This is a genomic window from Aureimonas sp. SA4125 (genome assembly GCF_019973775.1).
In the GTDB taxonomy this organism is placed as follows: domain Bacteria; phylum Pseudomonadota; class Alphaproteobacteria; order Rhizobiales; family Rhizobiaceae; genus Plantimonas.
In genome coordinates this window covers 3,927,299-3,943,620 of record NZ_AP025032.1, presented here as the reverse complement: position 1 = coordinate 3,943,620, position 16,322 = coordinate 3,927,299, and the positions used below count along the sequence as shown (strand labels likewise).

Annotated in this window: 16 protein-coding genes; 11 read left to right on the top strand and 5 right to left on the bottom strand. The window is 66.1% G+C overall.

The genetic code is table 11. The annotated features are described in order from the left end of the window. Nucleotides 1-34 precede the first annotated feature (34 nt). The 3 genes from Sa4125_RS18710 to Sa4125_RS18700 all read left to right on the top strand — a co-directional run bounded on the left by Sa4125_RS18710 (nt 35) and on the right by Sa4125_RS18700 (nt 1,889). A complete protein-coding gene (locus Sa4125_RS18710) occupies nt 35-997 on the top strand; it encodes a hypothetical protein (protein ID WP_224000376.1) in 963 nt (320 codons plus the stop codon). Nucleotides 998-1,231: 234 nt separating this feature from the next. After that, nucleotides 1,232-1,438 carry a hypothetical protein gene (locus Sa4125_RS18705; protein WP_224000374.1) on the top strand — a complete coding sequence of 69 codons (207 nt, stop codon included), beginning with the start codon at nt 1,232-1,234 and terminating at the stop codon, nt 1,436-1,438. 10 nt (nt 1,439-1,448) lie between these two features. Beyond that, complete coding sequence (locus Sa4125_RS18700) at nt 1,449-1,889, top strand: hypothetical protein (RefSeq protein ID WP_224000366.1); 441 nt, start codon at nt 1,449-1,451, stop codon at nt 1,887-1,889. Nucleotides 1,890-2,069: 180 nt separating this feature from the next. Here Sa4125_RS18700 and Sa4125_RS18695 read toward each other — a convergent pair whose 3' ends face one another. Continuing rightward, complete coding sequence (locus Sa4125_RS18695) at nt 2,070-3,020, bottom strand: murein L,D-transpeptidase family protein (protein WP_224000364.1); 951 nt, start codon at nt 3,018-3,020, stop codon at nt 2,070-2,072. Nucleotides 3,021-3,435: 415 nt separating this feature from the next. On the opposite strand from Sa4125_RS18695, the gene Sa4125_RS18690 reads away from it, so the two are divergent. From Sa4125_RS18690 to Sa4125_RS18660, 7 genes are all read left to right on the top strand, one after another. After that, nucleotides 3,436-5,595: a TonB-dependent siderophore receptor gene (locus Sa4125_RS18690; protein ID WP_224000362.1), complete on the top strand. Its 2,160-nt coding sequence runs from the start codon at nt 3,436-3,438 to the stop codon at nt 5,593-5,595. A 135-nt stretch (nt 5,596-5,730) separates the two neighbouring features. Beyond that, complete coding sequence (locus Sa4125_RS18685) at nt 5,731-6,783, top strand: ABC transporter substrate-binding protein (protein ID WP_224000360.1); 1,053 nt, start codon at nt 5,731-5,733, stop codon at nt 6,781-6,783. Continuing rightward, entirely contained in the window at nt 6,780-7,790 is a 1,011-nt protein-coding gene (locus tag Sa4125_RS18680; RefSeq protein WP_224000357.1) for an iron ABC transporter permease, read from the top strand. Before Sa4125_RS18685 ends, Sa4125_RS18680 begins: the two co-directional genes overlap by 4 nt. Then, a complete protein-coding gene (locus tag Sa4125_RS18675) occupies nt 7,787-8,764 on the top strand; it encodes an iron ABC transporter permease (RefSeq protein WP_224000355.1) in 978 nt (325 codons plus the stop codon). Before Sa4125_RS18680 ends, Sa4125_RS18675 begins: the two co-directional genes overlap by 4 nt. Before the next feature lie 5 nt (nt 8,765-8,769). Further along, nucleotides 8,770-9,540 carry an ABC transporter ATP-binding protein gene (locus Sa4125_RS18670; RefSeq protein ID WP_224000353.1) on the top strand — a complete coding sequence of 257 codons (771 nt, stop codon included), beginning with the start codon at nt 8,770-8,772 and terminating at the stop codon, nt 9,538-9,540. 208 nt (nt 9,541-9,748) lie between these two features. Continuing rightward, complete coding sequence (locus Sa4125_RS18665) at nt 9,749-11,035, top strand: nucleotide sugar dehydrogenase (protein ID WP_224000351.1); 1,287 nt, start codon at nt 9,749-9,751, stop codon at nt 11,033-11,035. Beyond that, the gene (locus Sa4125_RS18660; protein WP_224000349.1) at nt 11,035-12,057 is read left to right on the top strand and encodes an NAD-dependent epimerase; all 1,023 of its coding nucleotides are present in this window, start codon (nt 11,035-11,037) and stop codon (nt 12,055-12,057) included. The genes Sa4125_RS18665 and Sa4125_RS18660 overlap by 1 nt, the downstream gene beginning before the upstream one ends. Before the next feature lie 461 nt (nt 12,058-12,518). Here the strand turns inward: Sa4125_RS18660 and Sa4125_RS18655 are convergent, their stop codons facing one another. The 4 genes from Sa4125_RS18655 to Sa4125_RS18640 all read right to left on the bottom strand — a co-directional run bounded on the left by Sa4125_RS18655 (nt 12,519) and on the right by Sa4125_RS18640 (nt 14,567). Continuing rightward, nucleotides 12,519-12,908, bottom strand: a complete 390-nt coding sequence (locus Sa4125_RS18655) for a response regulator (RefSeq protein ID WP_224000347.1) — start codon at nt 12,906-12,908, stop codon at nt 12,519-12,521. 105 nt (nt 12,909-13,013) lie between these two features. Continuing rightward, the gene (locus Sa4125_RS18650; RefSeq protein ID WP_224000346.1) at nt 13,014-13,382 is read right to left on the bottom strand and encodes a response regulator; all 369 of its coding nucleotides are present in this window, start codon (nt 13,380-13,382) and stop codon (nt 13,014-13,016) included. After that, nucleotides 13,379-13,675: an STAS domain-containing protein gene (locus Sa4125_RS18645; RefSeq protein ID WP_224000345.1), complete on the bottom strand. Its 297-nt coding sequence runs from the start codon at nt 13,673-13,675 to the stop codon at nt 13,379-13,381. Before Sa4125_RS18645 ends, Sa4125_RS18650 begins: the two co-directional genes overlap by 4 nt. Nucleotides 13,676-13,739: 64 nt before the next feature. Continuing rightward, entirely contained in the window at nt 13,740-14,567 is an 828-nt protein-coding gene (locus Sa4125_RS18640; RefSeq protein WP_224000344.1) for an Hpt domain-containing protein, read from the bottom strand. Between the two features lie 682 nt (nt 14,568-15,249). Between Sa4125_RS18640 and Sa4125_RS18635 the strand changes: the two genes are divergently transcribed. Further along, nucleotides 15,250-16,272 carry an iron ABC transporter substrate-binding protein gene (locus tag Sa4125_RS18635; RefSeq protein ID WP_224000342.1) on the top strand — a complete coding sequence of 341 codons (1,023 nt, stop codon included), beginning with the start codon at nt 15,250-15,252 and terminating at the stop codon, nt 16,270-16,272. Nucleotides 16,273-16,322: the final 50 nt, after the last annotated feature.

Genomic DNA, 16,322 nt, shown 5'->3' with positions numbered 1-16,322 from the left:
TGGCCCCGCCATGAGGGTCACGGGATTGATCGGCATGGCTGGACCTTCAGCCGTTCAACGCAGCGCCCGCACGCCCCGGGCAACGCTCCTGCGCGAACTGGCGGCGCTGATGCTCGCCCATCCCTGGCTTCTCGCACTGACGGTCCTGCCGAACATCATCTCGCCCGCCGTCGCGCCCGTTCAGGCATGGCTGGCGAAGGAAGTGCTGCAGGAAATCTCGCAGAACGAACGTCTGTTCAGCCTCGTCGAGCTTCTCGCCTACGCTCCCTATGCGATCGCGGTTTTCGTCGGTCTGACCTTGCTGCACATCGTCGAGAAGGTCACCAACCGGATGTATGACGATCGTCTCCTGATCGACGTGCAGCGCCGCTGGTTCGAGATCCGCGGCGAGGACTGCGCGGGCGCCCATGTCGCCAAGGCGACCAACGACTGCCGCAACGTCGTCAAGCTGTTCGACCTCGCCCAGAAGGAGATCTGGGTCGTCATCGTCGGCGTGCCTGCCGTGTTGATCTGGCAGCTGACGCTCGCCCCGGAAATGCTGCCGGCCCTCCTGGTCTCGGCGCTGGTCCCCTTCGCCGCGTCGCTGGCTTTCGGCGCCATCATCCAGCGCCTCAGCCACCGGGGCATGATCCTCATCAGCGGCGTCAGTTCCGCGGTCGCCCAGGGCAATCGCCAGCGGCTGCACGAGGAGCAGGAGAAACTCTACGTCAACCGCGTGAAGTTCGAGCTGACAAAACAGGTCAGCGAGGCGATCGGCGAGTTCGCGTTCTGGCTCTCCCTGGTCTTCCTGCTGCTGATTTCGCTGTCGGGCATCTGGCCGCTTCTGCCTCCCGAACTCACCGCGGCGCAGATCGGCGTCTTCCTCGTGAACCTGAAGCTGTTGAACCAGCCACTGAGCGCCATCACCAAGATGCACAACAAGATCCGCGAAAGCTGGCCCTCCGTCAGACGCACACTGCGCCCCCAGGAAGTCGCCGAAGGGGAGTTCGCCCCATGAGCGAGCGGTCCCGGTGCACCTGCCACGATATCGACGAAGAAGCCTTCCGAGCCGCCTGCCGGGCGGGAGCGCACACCGTCAAAACCTGCTTCAGAACCATCGGCTGCATGCCCAAGTGCAACAAGTGCATTCCGCTGGTGAGAAGCGTGCTGAGAGACTTCGAAAACTCAGTGCGAGACGACGTCGCTTTTGTGGCGACGAGAATGCCCAACGCTTCAGAAAGAGAGGATACATATGAAGCAGATGTTCAAGACCAAGATCGCCCACATGCTGGAGAACGGGGACAAGCTCGAGCTTGAAGCCTTCGTCGAGGCGACCAGCCACGACGACGCTTTCGGTCAGGCCAAGGATCGGCTGAAGTCGGTCGTCTCCGAACTGGCCGGTATTGCCGACATCGAGATCGACAAGAGCAAGGTCGAACTCGGCGCGCACAAGCACTGAGGGATTGGCCATGACGATGCATGAAAGCAAAGTCCTTCTGAACTCCTTCTGGGATCTCCCGGTGGACGTGCAGAATGCGGTGGCCCGTTTTCTGGTCGGCTCCAAGCTCGGAGAAATCGTCGTCGCGAAAGCGCACGGCGTGACCGAGACCGAAATCAGCTATTTCCGCCATGGTGCGGTCTACAAGCTGATCTGGGACGACACCACCAAGAAGCTTCTTGGTGGAAACGAAGCCGTGGTCGTCAACGAGGTCCTTTCCGGCCTGACGCCGGAGGCGAGCAAGATCGTCAGGGACGGGGGTCATTCCATCCGTCACATCAAGATCAAGCATGCCGACTTCGACGACCGTGAATATCTTCACGTGCAGTATCTCGGCGAAGATCGTCAGATCATCGGCAGCAAGCTGGAGATGGACGGCCGCCAGTTCGTGAAGCAGTACCGCGCGGCCTAGAACGCCTCGCCCTTGAAAAGAGCCCCCGCGTCCGCGCGGGGGCTCACAGGCGAAAAATCCTCGGGACTGCGCGCCCCGGCCGCGGCACAGATCGGCGGGAAAGCTGGTCTCCGGCCCTTTATACCAACGAGCAGAATACCGACGAGCAGAACGGCTCCTGGCGCCACATCAGCGGACGTCTTATTCGACGCGATCTCGGCTCGACGACGACTTGTCTGAACGTTCCGCCCCGGCGGGATCGTCGATCAGCGCGTCGGGCCGGCTGACCTGGACGGCCGTCATAGAGGTCTTGCTGGCAAGCTCCTTGGTGCCAAGACGCTTCAGCATGTCCCGGAAGCTCGGATGCATGCCGCCGTCGACATAGCTCATGGGCGTGCCGCCGCGTCCTTCCGAAAGGAGGGCCTGGAGCACCCTCGTGTCCTCCGTACGCTTGGCCACGACCGCGGGATCGACCCGGGTCTCCATCGGCGGGCAGGCTGCGGCCGGCTCGATCGGCAAACCGTCCTTGCTGCGGGCGTCGAACACATACCGTCCTCCACAGGCGGCGACATCGGGTTCCTTCCGCGTCACCTCGAAGATGTCGTAGCCAAGCTTCAGATTGCGCCAGAAAGCGATGTTCGGGTCTGGCCGGTGACGCGCCATCTGGGCTGTCGTCATCCGGAACGGGAAGGACTGGACCTGGAAGTCGCCCTGGCCGAGGGCGAAGGCCCTCTCGGCCTCCGCATAGACCTCGCCGACGCCTTCGTCGGTCATGGCGAAGCAGCCGGAGGAGGAGCAGGCGCCGTGCACCATCAGCGAATCGCCCGTGTAGCCGAGGGACTTCTCCAGCGGATTCGGATAGCCGAGGTTGAAGGAGCGGTGGAACTTTGAATTCGGGTTCATCTGCCCCTGGGCGACACGGTAGAAGCCCTCCGGAGCCTGCCGGTCGCCGGTCCTCTTCTTCGGCCCGAGCTTGCCGGACCAACGGCAGAGCGGGTGGGTCTTCTGAAGCGCGTAGCGGCCGTCAGGACCGAGCTTCCAGACCTCCAGCTCGCTTTCTTCCTTGAAGATGCGCACGAGGATCGATCCAGCGGGCCGCACCTTCACGTCGGCATAGGCCGGGACGAGGTCCTTGTAGGTCGTCTCCGTCATGGACACGCATCCAGCCACCGAAACCAGACCCAGCAAGGCGACCGCAAGAGCAATCCTGCGTGGCAAACCTTGTCCGACATCTGCTCGTTGTTCTCTGTGCATCTCGTTCCGAAGCCTTGGGTGACCGACGTCCGAACGTCATCGACGGCGGAGCTGGCGCCGACGTGACCTTCGCCGGACGAAGTGGATCGTCGCGTGCCACTGCCATGAGGCGGTCCGATCCGGCGGAAGTGAGGCGGCAACGCGCGAGAGGCACCTTCTCTCCCCCATGCGAACGACGTCCCCCTCATCAAAATGCTTTACTTGATAAGAATGCTCATGTTTTAACCCGCCGCGCGGCTAAGGGCCTGGGGAGGCCTGCCGCCGGCTAAAGTTGGCTGCGAAACGTCATCGTGTGGACGAGTTGGGGACTGTCATGGTTGGGATCGATATCGGCGACAGCGCCTCGGCGCCCGAGCGCTCGCGCGCGAGGGCTCGGCGCCTCATGGCGCTTGTGGTTTTCGGGCCGGTGCTGGGTCTGCCCGCAGTTTCCCTCGCGCAGGACGCCACCGACGAGAACGCCCCGATCCAGCTCGATACGGTCACGCTGGAGGGGCAGGGCGGCAAGGCGGTCGGACCGGATGCGTCGATCGTCGCCGAGCGGTCGGCGACGGGCAGCAAGACCGACACGCCGATTCTCGATCTTCCGGCCGCTGTCTCGGTGGTGACGGAAGAGGAGCTGGAAAAACGCAATGCCCAGAACCTCGACGAGGCGCTCGCCTACACCGCGGGCGTTTCGACCGACGAATACGGCTCGGATGACCGTTACGACTATTACCGCATCCGCGGCTTCTACCAGACCGGTCAGGGCACCTATCGCGACGGGCTGCCGATGCGCCTCTACGGCTTCACGGGCAGCCGGATCGAGCCCTACGGCATGCAGCGGATCGAGGTGCTGAAAGGCTCGACCTCGACCCTCTTCGGCCTGAATGCGCCGGGCGGTCTCGTCAATGCCATCACCAAGCGGCCGCAGAGCACGAAGTTCGGCGAGGTCTACACGACGGTCGGCGACGAGCATGTCGAGACCGGTGCCGATTTCGGCGGCTCGATCGATGCGGCCGGCGACTGGAGCTATCGGCTGACGACCAAGTGGCAGGACGGCGACAACAATGCCGACTTCACCAATGACGACCGCTTCTACGTCGCCCCGGCCCTGACCTGGAGCCCGAGCGATGCGACTTCGCTGACGATTCTCGGCGACTACAACAAGCGCGACGGCAACACCTCGCACGCCATTCCGCTCGGCTCAGGCCTCGACCCGAAGACCTATCTCGGCGAGCCCGATTTCGACGCCATGGACACGGTCGAGAAGAACATCGGCTACCAGTTCTCGCACGACTTCGGCAACGGCCTGCAATTCCGTCAGAATGCCCGCTATACCGACCTCGACCTCACCTATGAGTCGGTCTACGGCGCGACGGCCGACATCACGGCCGGCCGCAGCGCCTGGGCGGTCTATGGCGAGGCCCAGCGTTTCGGCATCGACAGTCAGCTGCAGTACGACGCGAGCTACGGCCGCATCGACAGCCGCACCCTCGTCGGCATGGACTACGGCAATGACAAGACCAGCGAATACCGCGTGTTCGGATCGGCCGCGGGCATCGATATCTTCAACCCCTCCTATTGCGGCCGGGACTGCATCATCCTGCCGCCGGGCTATACCTGGAACAATCACCAGACGGCGCAGGGCGTCTACGTCCAGGAGGAGCTGACGCTCGACAAGCGCTGGATCCTGACGCTCGGCGGGCGCTATGACCACGTCCGGACGCAGAGCGACATGCCGGAATACGGTCTTTCCTACGACGTCACCGACGACGCCTTCACCAAGCGCGCGGGCCTTACCTACAAGATCACCGACGGCATCTCCGTCTATACGAACTATTCGGAGTCCTTCGAGCCGACCGCGGCCGACCGCTCCTCGCTCGTCGGCGACCCGGAGCCCCAGGAGGGGCGGCAATACGAGGTCGGCGCGAAGTATCGGCCGGAAGGGCTCGACGCGCTCTTCACCGTGGCGCTGTTCGATCTCACCCAGACCAACGTGCCCTATTCCATCAGCACGACGACGCAGAGCCAGATCGGCGAAGTGAACGTTCGCGGGCTCGAACTCGAGGGCAAGATGGCGATGACCGACCGCCTGAACATGACGCTTGCCTATTCCTTCTGGAACTCGGAGATCGTCGAGGACGGCATCGGCACGGCCGAGGGCAACCGGCCCTATCTGGTGCCCGAGCACCTCGCCTCGGTCTGGGCCGACTACACCATTCCCGAGAGCGACCATCTCGGGGACCTGACCCTCGGCCTCGGCGTGCGCTTCGTCGGGTCGAGCTTCACCGACAACGAGAACACCATCAAGATCGACAGCCACACCCTCGTCGACGCCGCGATCAAATACGCCGTCACCGAAAGCACCCAGCTCTCGGTCAACGCCACCAACCTCTTCGACGAGGAGTACATCGCCAGCGTCAACACCTACGAGAACAGCGCCTATTACGGCGACGGCCGTGCCGTCAGGGCGACTTTGAAATACACGTGGTGAATTCTCCTCTCCACTCGGCGGAACCCTTTTGAACGGAGACGGCAAGCGGTGGCGGGTCGCCGCCTGGCGGGCTATCCCACCGGCGCGGCGACCCGCCACGGCTCCAAACCATCGACGATTGCGATACGTGACCTGATGAAGACTGCACCGCAGGGCAACGGCCCGGCGCCCCGCGCCGGTCAAAGTCGCCGCACGATTCTTGCCGGCCTCGCTGCCGGCCTCGTCTGCGGCCTGCCGTCCTCGGCCGCCGCCGGGGAAGACGGGCTTCGCTTCGTCCACGCCTATGGCGAGACCGTGCTGCCGCGGCCGGCGACCCGTGTCGTCTCGCTCGGCTATACCACGCACGACACGCTGCTGGCGCTCGGCCAGCCGCCGCTCGCCATCCGCTACTGGTACGGCGACCATGCCTTCGGCGTCTGGCCCTGGGCGCAGCCCTTTCTGAACGGTGCCGAGCCGGTGCTCCTGTCGGGCGAGGTGTCGATGGAAAAGGTCGCGGCTCTCGCCCCCGATCTGATCGTCGCCATCGGCGCCGGCATTTCCAAGGCGGAATATGCGGTCCTGTCGCGCATTGCCCCGGTGCTGGTGCATGACGGACGATATTCGGGCTACGGCACGCCGTGGGACGTAATGGCGCTGACGCTCGGCCGCGCGCTCGGCCGCAGCGACAGGGCCGAGGAACTGGTTGCCGCAACGCGCGAAGCCTTTGGCGCCGCCAGGGCTCGCAACCCGCTCTGGGCCGGGAAGACGGGGGTGGCCGCCTATCATACCGGCGGCGAGACCGGCGCCTTCACCGGCGCCGACACGCGCGCCCGCTTCCTCGCCGATCTCGGCTTTCGCCTGACGCGGGGCATCTCCGCGCTGTCGGGGCCGGACGGTTTCTACGTGCCCCTGTCGCCCGAAGACCTGTCGCCGCTCGATGCCGACGTTCTCGTCTGGATGTCCGGACTGGAGCAGGTGCCCGACCTCGTCGGCCTGCCGATGCGACGGACGTTGAAGGCGCACCGCGAGGGGCGCGAAGTGATGGCCGGGCCGCTTGTCTCGGGCGCCATGTCGCATGGCAGCGTCCTGTCTCTTCCCTTCGCCCTGAGGGCCCTCGAGGCGGATCTTGCCGCGGCGGCGGATGGAGATCTCGATACCCCCGTCGCATCGGCCGAGGCCGCCGGCCTCGTGCCCGGACGTGTCCCATGACGCATGCCGGAGGAACGGGCGTGAAAGGCTGGGCGCTCGTCCTTGGCCTCCTCGTCGCCGCGGTCGTGGTGACGCTCGCCTGGGGCGTGCGGCCGGTTTCCCCCGGCGACCTCTGGCGCGCCTTCACGGCGCCCGATCCCGGCAACCCGGCAGACGTCGCGATCCTCTCGATCCGCCTGCCGCGGCTGGCAGCCGGCCTCGTCGCCGGGGCGGCGCTCGGCATGGCGGGCAGCGTGATGCAGGCGCTGACGCGCAATCCGCTCGCCGATCCGGGCCTTCTCGGCGTCAATGCCGGCGCGGCCTTCGCCGTCGTCCTCGGCGCTCTCCTGCTCGGGCGCGCCGATGGCGGGCTGATCACGGCACTGGCCTTTCCCGGCGCGGCGGCGGCATCGCTGGCGGTCTTCGTTCTCGGCGGCGGGCTCAGCGGCGATGCCGGCCCGATACGACTGACGCTCGCCGGCGCGGCGCTCAACGCGCTTCTCCTTTCCGGCGTCTCGGCCGTCGTCCTCATGCGCGGCGAGGCGCTGGAGGTCTTTCGCTTCTGGATGGCCGGCTCGCTCGCCTCGGCGATCGAGCGTCCGGTCGCGATGATGGCGCTGGTGGTGCTCGCGGGCGCGTTGCTGGCGCTGGCGGCAGCGCCGCGCCTCGAACTTCTGTCGCTGGGCGACACGCTGGCGCGCGGTCTCGGCACACGACCGGGCCGGGTTCAGGCGCTTTCGCTTGTCGCGGTGACGCTGCTGGTCGGGGCGGCGGTCTCGGTCGCCGGCCCGATCGCCTTTCTCGGCCTGATGGTGCCGCCTCTGGCGCGGCGGATCGCCGGCCACTCCCTGCGGCGTGAACTCGTCGCCTCGGCAGGGCTCGGGGCGGCACTGCTCCTTCTTGCCGATACTGCCGGACGGCTGATCTTCGCGCCGGGCGAAATCCGTGCCGGGGTGATGACGGCGCTTCTCGGCGGACCGGTCTTCATCTGGATCGCCCGTCGCCTGAAGCCCGGAGCGCAGGCGTGAAGGGCGCGCTTTTCCTCGGTGGACTGATCCTCGTCGCGATCGCGGCGTCGCTGATCATAGGCGACGTGCCGCTCGGTCCCGGCGCCCTCTGGCAGGGGCTATGGGGCGGCGACGGGCCGGGTGCACTGACGATCCGGATCATCCGCGGTCCGCGCGTCGCGGTGGCGCTCGGCGCCGGCGCGGTTCTCGGCCTGTCCGGCGCGATCTTCCAGAGCCTGTTGCGCAATCCGCTGGCCGCGCCCGACATCATGGGCTTCACCTCGGGGGCGGGGCTCGCGGTTCTCGCGGCCGTCACCGCGGGCCTCGCGCTTCCCCTGCCGATCGTCGCGGCGGCCGGCGGCCTTGCCGCAGCGCTTCTCGTCGCCGCTCTCGCCTATCGGCCGGGGCAGGCGACGCCGGCGGTGACGCTCGTCCTCGTGGGCCTCGGTGTCGGCTTCACCACCGCCGCCTTCGGGACCTTCCTGATGACGCGGCTGCCGAGTTCCGAGGCGGCCGAGGCGCAGCGCTGGCTCTCCGGCTCGCTCGCCGCGCGCGACTGGGGCCAGGCGGCGCAGGTGTGGGCGATCGGGGCAGGGCTCGTCGCCGCCCTCGCCCTGCAGATCCGGGCGCTGGACCTGCTGGCGTTCGGCAACGATCTCGCCGCGGGACTCGGGCTCCGGGTGGAGCCCGCGCGCTGGTCTCTCGCGGCGACGGGGGTGCTTCTGGCGGCGACGGGGGTTGCCGTCGCCGGCCCGGTTCCCTTCGTGGCGCTGATGGCCGCGCCCCTCGGCGCCCGTCTCACCGGGGCCAGGAGCCTCGGCGGGCGGCTGGCCGCCGCCGCTGCCGCCGGCGCCTGCGTGACGCTCGTCGCCGACCTTGCGGCACGGGCGGCGATACCGGGCCTCGTCCTGCCGATCGGCGTCATGACCGGGCCGCTCGGCGCGCCCTACCTGTTGTGGCGCCTGTCGCGCGAAATGGAGAAAGGCGAGCTGTGACCGACATGACGCTCCGCGCGGAACGACTGACGCTCGGCTATGGCGGGCGCCGGGTGATCGACGATCTCTCGATCGCCGTGCCGACCGGGCGCGTCACCGCCATTCTCGGGCCGAACGGCTGCGGCAAGTCGACCCTGCTGCGCGCCTTCGCCCGGCTGATCCGGCCGATGGCGGGCCGGGTGACGCTGGGCGGCGACGACATTCACCGGCAGGACACGCGCGCGCTCGCCCGCCGCATCGCCATCCTGCCGCAGGCGCCGCTGGCGCCCGACGGGATCGGGGTTGGTGACCTCGTGAAGCGGGGACGGGCCCCCTGGCGCGGCCTCCTCAGCCCGTGGAGCGTAGCCGATGCCAGCGCCTGCGCCGAGGCGCTGGGCGCCGTGGCGATGACCGATCTGGCAGGGCGCCCGCTGGCCGAACTCTCCGGCGGCCAGCGCCAGCGCGCCTGGCTGGCTCTGGTGTTGGCGCAAGAAACGCCGGTCGTCCTCCTCGACGAGCCGACGACCTTCCTCGACCTGCCGCACCAGCTCGACGTCCTGGATCTTCTGCGCCAGCGCAACCGGGCCGCCGGGACGACGGTCGTCAGCGTCCTCCACGACCTCAATCTGGCGTCCCGATTCTGCGATCACCTGATTCTCCTGGGCACCGCCGGCCCGGTGGCAGAGGGCCCGCCGGAGACCGTGGTGACGGCGGAAAATCTGCTCCTGGCTTTCGGCCTGCAGGCGCTCGTCCAGAAAGACCCGGTGACGCAGCGGCCGATGGTCATCCCGCTGTAGGGGCGGCGTGAAACCCGACCGGTCGGACGCGGCCGTCGAGCGCGGCGTGGACCAGCATCCGGCCGAGCATCGCCTGCGACGGGATGACGGCGAAGCGAGGCCCCGCCCCCCGCGAGAAGCAGCTTTCCTTCAATACCCCTGCCGCCTTGGCGTTGCCGGGGGCGAGAAGGTGTGAGATGGGATTTCACGTCCGAGAGAAGGTTCGAGCATGTTCCCCCGCGATTTCGACGAGCAGGTCATCGGTGTCGTCGGGCTCGGCTATGTCGGTCTGCCATTGGCGGTCGAATTCGGCAAGACGCGCGAGGTCGTCGGCTTCGACATTCGCCAGGAGCGGATCGACGAACTCTTGGCCGGTCATGACGCGACCCTCGAGGTCGAGCCCGACATGCTGGCCTCGGCCGCCCATATGCGTTTCACGAGCCAGGCGCAGGATCTTGGCGGCTGCGGCATCTTCATCGTGACGGTGCCGACGCCGATCGATCGCGCCAATCGCCCTGATCTGGGGTTTCTTATCCGGGCGACGGAGACGGTGGGGCGGGCGATGACCCCCGGTGCCGTCGTGATCTACGAATCGACCGTCTACCCCGGCTGCACGCGCGAGGTCTGCGTGCCGATCCTGGAACGGCTTTCCGGCCTGAAGCTGAACGAGAGCTTCTTCCTCGGCTACAGTCCCGAGCGGGCCAATCCCGGCGACAAGCAGCACCGGCTGACCACCATCGTCAAGGTCACCTCCGGCTCGACGCCGGAAGCGGCGGAGGCCGTCGACGGCCTTTACGCCTCGATCGTCACCGCCGGCACGCACAAAGCGAGTTCGATCGAGGTCGCGGAAGCTGCCAAGGTGATCGAGAATACCCAGCGCGACCTCAACATCGCGCTGATGAACGAGCTGTCGATCATCTTCCAGCGCCTCGGCATCGACACGCAGGATGTGCTGGCGGCCGCGGGCACGAAGTGGAATTTCCTGCCGTTCACGCCCGGTCTCGTCGGCGGCCACTGCATCGGCGTCGATCCCTACTACCTGACCCACCGCGCGCAGGAGGTCGGCTATCATCCGGAGGTGATCCTCGCCGGGCGCCGGATCAACGACCGCATGGGCCAGTATGTCGCGGGACAGGTGGCGCGCGCGATGATGGGGAGGGGCCTTCCCGTCGTCGGCAGCCGGATCCTCGTGATGGGCATCGCCTTCAAGGAGAACTGCCCGGACATCCGCAATTCCAAGGTCTTCGACATCATCGCGGAGCTGCAGGGGTTCAATGCCCGAGTCGACATCTGGGATCCCTGGGTTTCGCCGGAAGATCTGCGGCGGACGACGGATCTGGAGGGTCTTGCGGACGTGCCGGAGGCTGGAATCTATGACGGCATCATCCTCGCCGTCGGCCATCGCGAGTTCACCAAAATGGGCGCGCCGGCGATCCGGGCGCTCGGCAAGGACGGGGCCGTCCTCTACGACGTGAAGGGCATCTTTTCTAAGAACCAGACGGATGGACGCCTCTGATGAAATATCTCGTTACCGGCAATGCCGGCTTCATCGGCTTCCATGTCACCCGCAAGCTGTTGGCGCGGGGCGACAGCGTGGTCGGCTTCGACGTCGTCAACGATTACTACGATCCGGCGCTGAAGGAGGCGCGGCTGCAGCTTCTGGAAGAGGAGGCACGGGCCTGTCAGGGAAGCTACGCCTTCGTGCGCGCCGATCTCGCTTCCCGCCAGGCGGTGGAGGCGTGCTTTGCCGAGCACCGGCCGGACAAGGTGATCCACCTCGCGGCGCAAGCCGGCGTGCGCTACTCGATCGAGAACCCACACGCCTATGTCGAGAGCAACATCGTTGCCTTCACCAACATTCTCGAGGCCTGCCGTCACGGCGGCGTCCAGCATTTGACCTATGCCAGCACCTCCAGCGTCTACGGTGCGGACACCGCGATGCCGTTCTCCGAGCACCAGAGCGCCGACCATCCGCTGCAGTTCTACGCCGCGACGAAACGAGCCAACGAGCTGATGGCGCATTCCTACAGCCACCTGTTCCGGCTGCCGACGACGGGCCTTCGCTTCTTCACCGTCTACGGTCCCTGGGGAAGGCCCGACATGGCCCTGTTCCTGTTCACCCGCTGCATTCTCGAGGGGCGGCCGATCAAGCTGTTCAACAACGGCCAGCACACCCGCGACTTCACCTTCGTCGAGGACATCGCCGAAGGCGTGATCCGGGCGAGCGACGACGTGGCGCGGCCGAACCCCGACTGGGACAGCGACCGGCCGGACCCGGCGACGAGCAATGCACCCTTTCGCCTCTTCAACATCGGCAACAACGATCCGGTGCAGCTGACCGCCTATGTCGACGCGCTCGAGGAAGCCCTCGGCAAGAAGGCCGAGCGCGAACTTCTGCCGCTGCAGCCGGGCGACGTGCCGGACACGTTTGCCGACGTCAGCGAACTCGTCCGCGCCGTCGGCTACCGGCCGGCAACGCCGGTGAAGGAGGGCGTCGCGCGTTTCGTCGAGTGGTACCGGAGCTATCACGGCATCTGATGCGCGCAGGTCGTGACGCTCCGGCGGCGACCATGGCGGAAAGGCGCCGTCCCCGTCGGGGAGCGCCGGGACGTCGGTCCGGTCTCAGTTCCGGCCAAGAGCGTCGTAGAGGCCACGCCGTGCGGCGCGGGACGGCTGCGGCTTATATTCCCGCTTCGTCTGCAGGTGGGGCCGCGGTGCGATCTCGTCGGGCTGCAGTTGCGACGCCAGACTTCCCTCCGGACACGTGTCCACGTGCGGGCTGTGCCACATGGCACAATGCGGGCAATGCCAAGCCGTCCGATGCGTCACGTTGACCTCCTGAAACCAGAGACGAAACTGAAGTCTAGTCCCAATAGCTTGTCTCGGGATGATGCGGCTTCATCCCCCTGGCAGGGCGGTCGCGGGCGGAGCGACGCGCAAGGCCGGCCATCCCGCGGAAGCGTCGTGCCCGCGGGTCAACGGCCGAACCCCATCGAAAGCTATTGCAGCTTTCCGACGACGGCTTCGATGGTCTTTTGCAGGACCGGGACGGAGACGGGTTTGACGAGGAAGTTGTTGACGCCGAGGGCGGCGGCCTTCTGGACCAGCTCGCGGTCGCCGCGGCCGGTGAGGATGATGAAGGGGGTCTTCTTGGTCGGCGGATAGGAGCGCACCGCCTTCAGGAGCTGCAGCCCGTCGAGCTTGGGCATGTTGAAGTCGGAGATGATGATGTGGCTCGGCGCGCTCATCAGCATTTTCAACGCCTCCTCGCCGTCGACGGCCATCGTGATCTGCGAAATCCCCAGCTGGTCGAGCGCATCGCGGATCAGCATCCGACTCGTGCGCTGATCGTCGACGATCAGGACTTTCAGTTGCGACTTGAAGGCCATACCCTCTCCTTTGACTTCATGGGATGGCGGGGTCGAGTTTGTCCGGCCGCGCGTTTCAGTCTTGTTTGGTGTGTGCGACGACCGATTGTCGATCGATCGCAGTCGTCAGGCGGCGACGCGCTTGATGGCGTCGACGAGCTTGACGGGGTCGAATGGCTTGACGATCCAGCCAGTGGCGCCTGCGCCGCGGGCTCTTGCCTTCTTCTCCGGGTCGCTCTCGGTGGAGAGGACGAGGATGGGGATGACGCGGCGGTTCACGTCGCTGCGCACTTCCTCGATGAACTGCAGGCCGTCCATGCGGGGCATGTTGACGTCGGTGATGATGACGTCGGGATAGGCCATGCCTTCGAGGACTTCGAGGCCATGCACGCCGTCCTCGGCCTGGACGACGATGAAGCCGGAATCCTGCAGCGCACGGCGCAGCATCTCGCGCATGGTGCGCGAGTCGTCGACGGTGAGAATGGTCTTGGTCATAGGGTGATCTCTTTCTCGATCAGGCTGTCGACGGAAAGGCCGAGGAGCTTGAGGCCGCTTTCGAAGCCGTCGGAGGGCTGGATGATGGAGAGCGGCGTCAGGTCCGCCTTCCAGGTGACGACGGCCGAGAGAAGGACCTGCAGGCATTGCCCGCCCAAGCGCTCGACCTTGGAGGCGTCGATGGCGATGGCCTCGCCGCGGGCGGCCAGAAAGCGCTCGGCGAGCGGCGCCGCCGCCGTCAGGTCGAGATGGGCCGGAAGGTCGATGACCAGGGCGTCCGTGGCGTCGTTCATCAGAATTCCTCGATCAGGTGCGAATGGTATGGAGCGGCATCAGAGGGCGTGCTGGGCGGGCCGGCTATTCCGCCGCCTTCAGCCGTTCGAACAGGGCCGCGATTTCCGGATCGAGGATTTCGGGTTCGGCTTCCGCTGCACCGTCCTCTTCCGCAAGCCGTTCGATCGCGAGGTCGCAGTCGAATTCGGCGAAATCGAAGATCTCGCGGATCGCATCCTCGCCGGACTCCGTCGTCAGTTCGATGGTCCAGGCCAGAAAGGCGCCCTCCGGAACGAGCGCATCGAGGAGCGGCGTCGCGCTGGTGTCGCAGAAAACCTCGCCGGAACCGAGCGCCAGGCATTCACGGATCAGTCGGGCGCTTTCATTGGCGTTGGCGTAGAGTTCCGGCCGCGGCTTGAACGTGATCTGGAAGCGCTTCTCGCCTCCGTCGAAAAGATTGCCGAAATCGACTGCCACCGGCGTGAAGCCGAGGTCCACTTCGGCCTCGCTCTCGCTCTCGCTCTCGACTTCCGGGACGTCCTCGGCCTCGGCGCCGGGGATGAGGGTCCGCAGTTCCAGGAAGACTTCCTCCTCGTCACGCGAGACGGCGACGAGATCTCCCAGAACGGTGTATGCCCGCCGCAAAAGCGCGAGAACGGCCGCATCCGGCGCCAGGCGGTCCGACCGGATCTCGTTGAGGACGCCCTCGAAGGTCAGCGAGAAGCGCACGAGTTGCTTGAGGTGAAAGGCGCCGGCGCCACCCTTGATGGAATGAACCGCACGAAAGACGCGGCCGATGGTCTCGGCATCGCCGCTGCCCGCCTCCATCTCGCTCAGTCCAAGGTCGAGTTCGACCATCTGCTCGGCGCATTCCTCGAAGAACGTTCGCCTGATTTCCGTCATCGCGCCCATTGCACGTTCCTCCACTTGCGGCGCCGTCGCTGGGTGCGCCTGTCTCGATCGAATTCTGCTCTTGTCGGCGTAGTTCTGCCCGTGACGGCACCATTCGGCTGGCGCTGCCGCCACGGACGGCGGTAAAATCGGAACCGTTCAAATACCGCAGCCGCCGACGGGCTGGAGAAACAGCATTCCCGTGCTCGTCAGGCTTCCTGTCGGCGCCTCGTCCGCTGCACCTATTCTTCGCGACACTCGACCATCCCTCACGGAGGGTCGGCGCGCTCGGAGTGGAACGCCGAGTTGTAACAGTTCGTCCGCTTCCTCCTGCGCCAGCCAAAGCAGCATGCATCCCTTCGACTTGCTGCATCTTATAGATCGAGACCCTAATTTTTGGTCTGCGGTAAAAACAGACTTGTCGTGCCCGCCATCCGCGTGCCGCTCTTCGGGGCGAGCGGGCGCTCCGGTGCCTCGTTCCGCCCCCCCGGGTCCCGGCGCAAGCAAGCAACGTCCAAAGAGAAGCGCTAAAGCAACCAACTGTAGTTTCGTGATTTGCGGATGGTTTTGGCTTTTTTCCGGCATGTCCGGCAGTTTAGAATTGTTATAAAATAACGAAATGTAATTTGACACGGCATGTCATGTTTGCGACGTGACCACCAACGGCTGTTCCCAGCGGGATGGCGCGTCACACGAGGTGTTCATGTCACGTTCCTACGCTCGCATTCTTGGCCTCGCGGCATTGGCCGGCGCGGTGGCCATAGCAGCCGCCCACGCCCAGGAAACGGCGGGCGCCAAAGGCAGCATCGTCGTCTACAACGCCCAGCACGAAAGCCTGACGAGGGAATGGGCCGAAGGCTTTACGCGCGACACCGGCATCACGGTGACAATGCGCAAGGGCAGCGACATGGAATTTGCCAACCAGATCGTCCAGGAAGGCTCGGCTTCGCCTGCCGACGTATTCGTGACCGAGAATTCCCCGGCGATGGCGCTGGTCGACAAGTCGGGCCTGTTCGCTCCCTTGTCCGAGGAGACGCTCGCCGAGGTCCCGGCCGGCTTCCGCCCGACGAACGGCCACTGGATCGGTGTCGCCGCCCGCTCGACGGTGTTCGCCTACGACAAGACCAGACTGACCGAAAAAGATCTGCCGGCGTCGGTCATGGATCTTGCCAAGCCTGACTGGCAGGGCCGCTGGGCCGCGTCGCCCTCGGGCGCCGATTTCCAGGCGATCGTCAGCGCCATGCTGTCGCTGAAGGGCGAGGACGAGACGCTCGCCTGGCTGAAGGCGATGAAGGCGAACGCCACGCCCTACAAGGGCAACAGCACCGCGATGAAGGCCGTCAATGCCGGCCAGATCGAGGGCGCGCTGATCTATCACTACTATTACTTCGGTGATCGGGCGAAGACCGGCGAGAACAGCCGGAACGTCGCGCTGCATTATTTTCGCAAACAGGATCCCGGCGCCTTCGTCAGCCTGTCGGGGGCAGGCGTCCTGAAGTCGAGCGCCAATCCCGAGGCGGCCGAGGCCTTCGTCAAATGGATTGCCGGCAAGGGTGGCCAGACCATCCTGAAAAACGGCACGTCCTTCGAATACGCCGTCGGCAAGGATGCGGCATCAAACCCCGCGCTGACGCCGCTGGCCGATCTCGAGGCGCCGGTCGTCGTGCCGGACACGCTCGACAACGCCAAGGTGACGGATCTGATGACCGAGGCGAACCTGCTGTAAAGCGCCGGTCCGCTCGTCTAAGAGGAGCCGCCCGTACCCCGCGCATCCCG

Coding starts and splice junctions, on each gene's coding strand:
- Sa4125_RS18705 (WP_224000374.1), top strand. CDS start 1,232: ATGAAGCAGATGTTCAAGACCAAGATCGCCCACATGCTGGAGAACGGG.
- Sa4125_RS18680 (WP_224000357.1), top strand. CDS start 6,780: ATGACGCATGCCGGAGGAACGGGCGTGAAAGGCTGGGCGCTCGTCCTT.
- Sa4125_RS18665 (WP_224000351.1), top strand. CDS start 9,749: ATGTTCCCCCGCGATTTCGACGAGCAGGTCATCGGTGTCGTCGGGCTC.
- Sa4125_RS18685 (WP_224000360.1), top strand. CDS start 5,731: ATGAAGACTGCACCGCAGGGCAACGGCCCGGCGCCCCGCGCCGGTCAA.
- Sa4125_RS18660 (WP_224000349.1), top strand. CDS start 11,035: ATGAAATATCTCGTTACCGGCAATGCCGGCTTCATCGGCTTCCATGTC.
- Sa4125_RS18670 (WP_224000353.1), top strand. CDS start 8,770: ATGACGCTCCGCGCGGAACGACTGACGCTCGGCTATGGCGGGCGCCGG.
- Sa4125_RS18655 (WP_224000347.1), bottom strand. CDS start 12,908: ATGGCCTTCAAGTCGCAACTGAAAGTCCTGATCGTCGACGATCAGCGC.
- Sa4125_RS18635 (WP_224000342.1), top strand. CDS start 15,250: ATGTCACGTTCCTACGCTCGCATTCTTGGCCTCGCGGCATTGGCCGGC.
- Sa4125_RS18640 (WP_224000344.1), bottom strand. CDS start 14,567: ATGGGCGCGATGACGGAAATCAGGCGAACGTTCTTCGAGGAATGCGCC.
- Sa4125_RS18695 (WP_224000364.1), bottom strand. CDS start 3,020: ATGACGGAGACGACCTACAAGGACCTCGTCCCGGCCTATGCCGACGTG.
- Sa4125_RS18645 (WP_224000345.1), bottom strand. CDS start 13,675: ATGAACGACGCCACGGACGCCCTGGTCATCGACCTTCCGGCCCATCTC.
- Sa4125_RS18700 (WP_224000366.1), top strand. CDS start 1,449: ATGACGATGCATGAAAGCAAAGTCCTTCTGAACTCCTTCTGGGATCTC.
- Sa4125_RS18650 (WP_224000346.1), bottom strand. CDS start 13,382: ATGACCAAGACCATTCTCACCGTCGACGACTCGCGCACCATGCGCGAG.
- Sa4125_RS18690 (WP_224000362.1), top strand. CDS start 3,436: ATGGTTGGGATCGATATCGGCGACAGCGCCTCGGCGCCCGAGCGCTCG.
- Sa4125_RS18710 (WP_224000376.1), top strand. CDS start 35: ATGGCTGGACCTTCAGCCGTTCAACGCAGCGCCCGCACGCCCCGGGCA.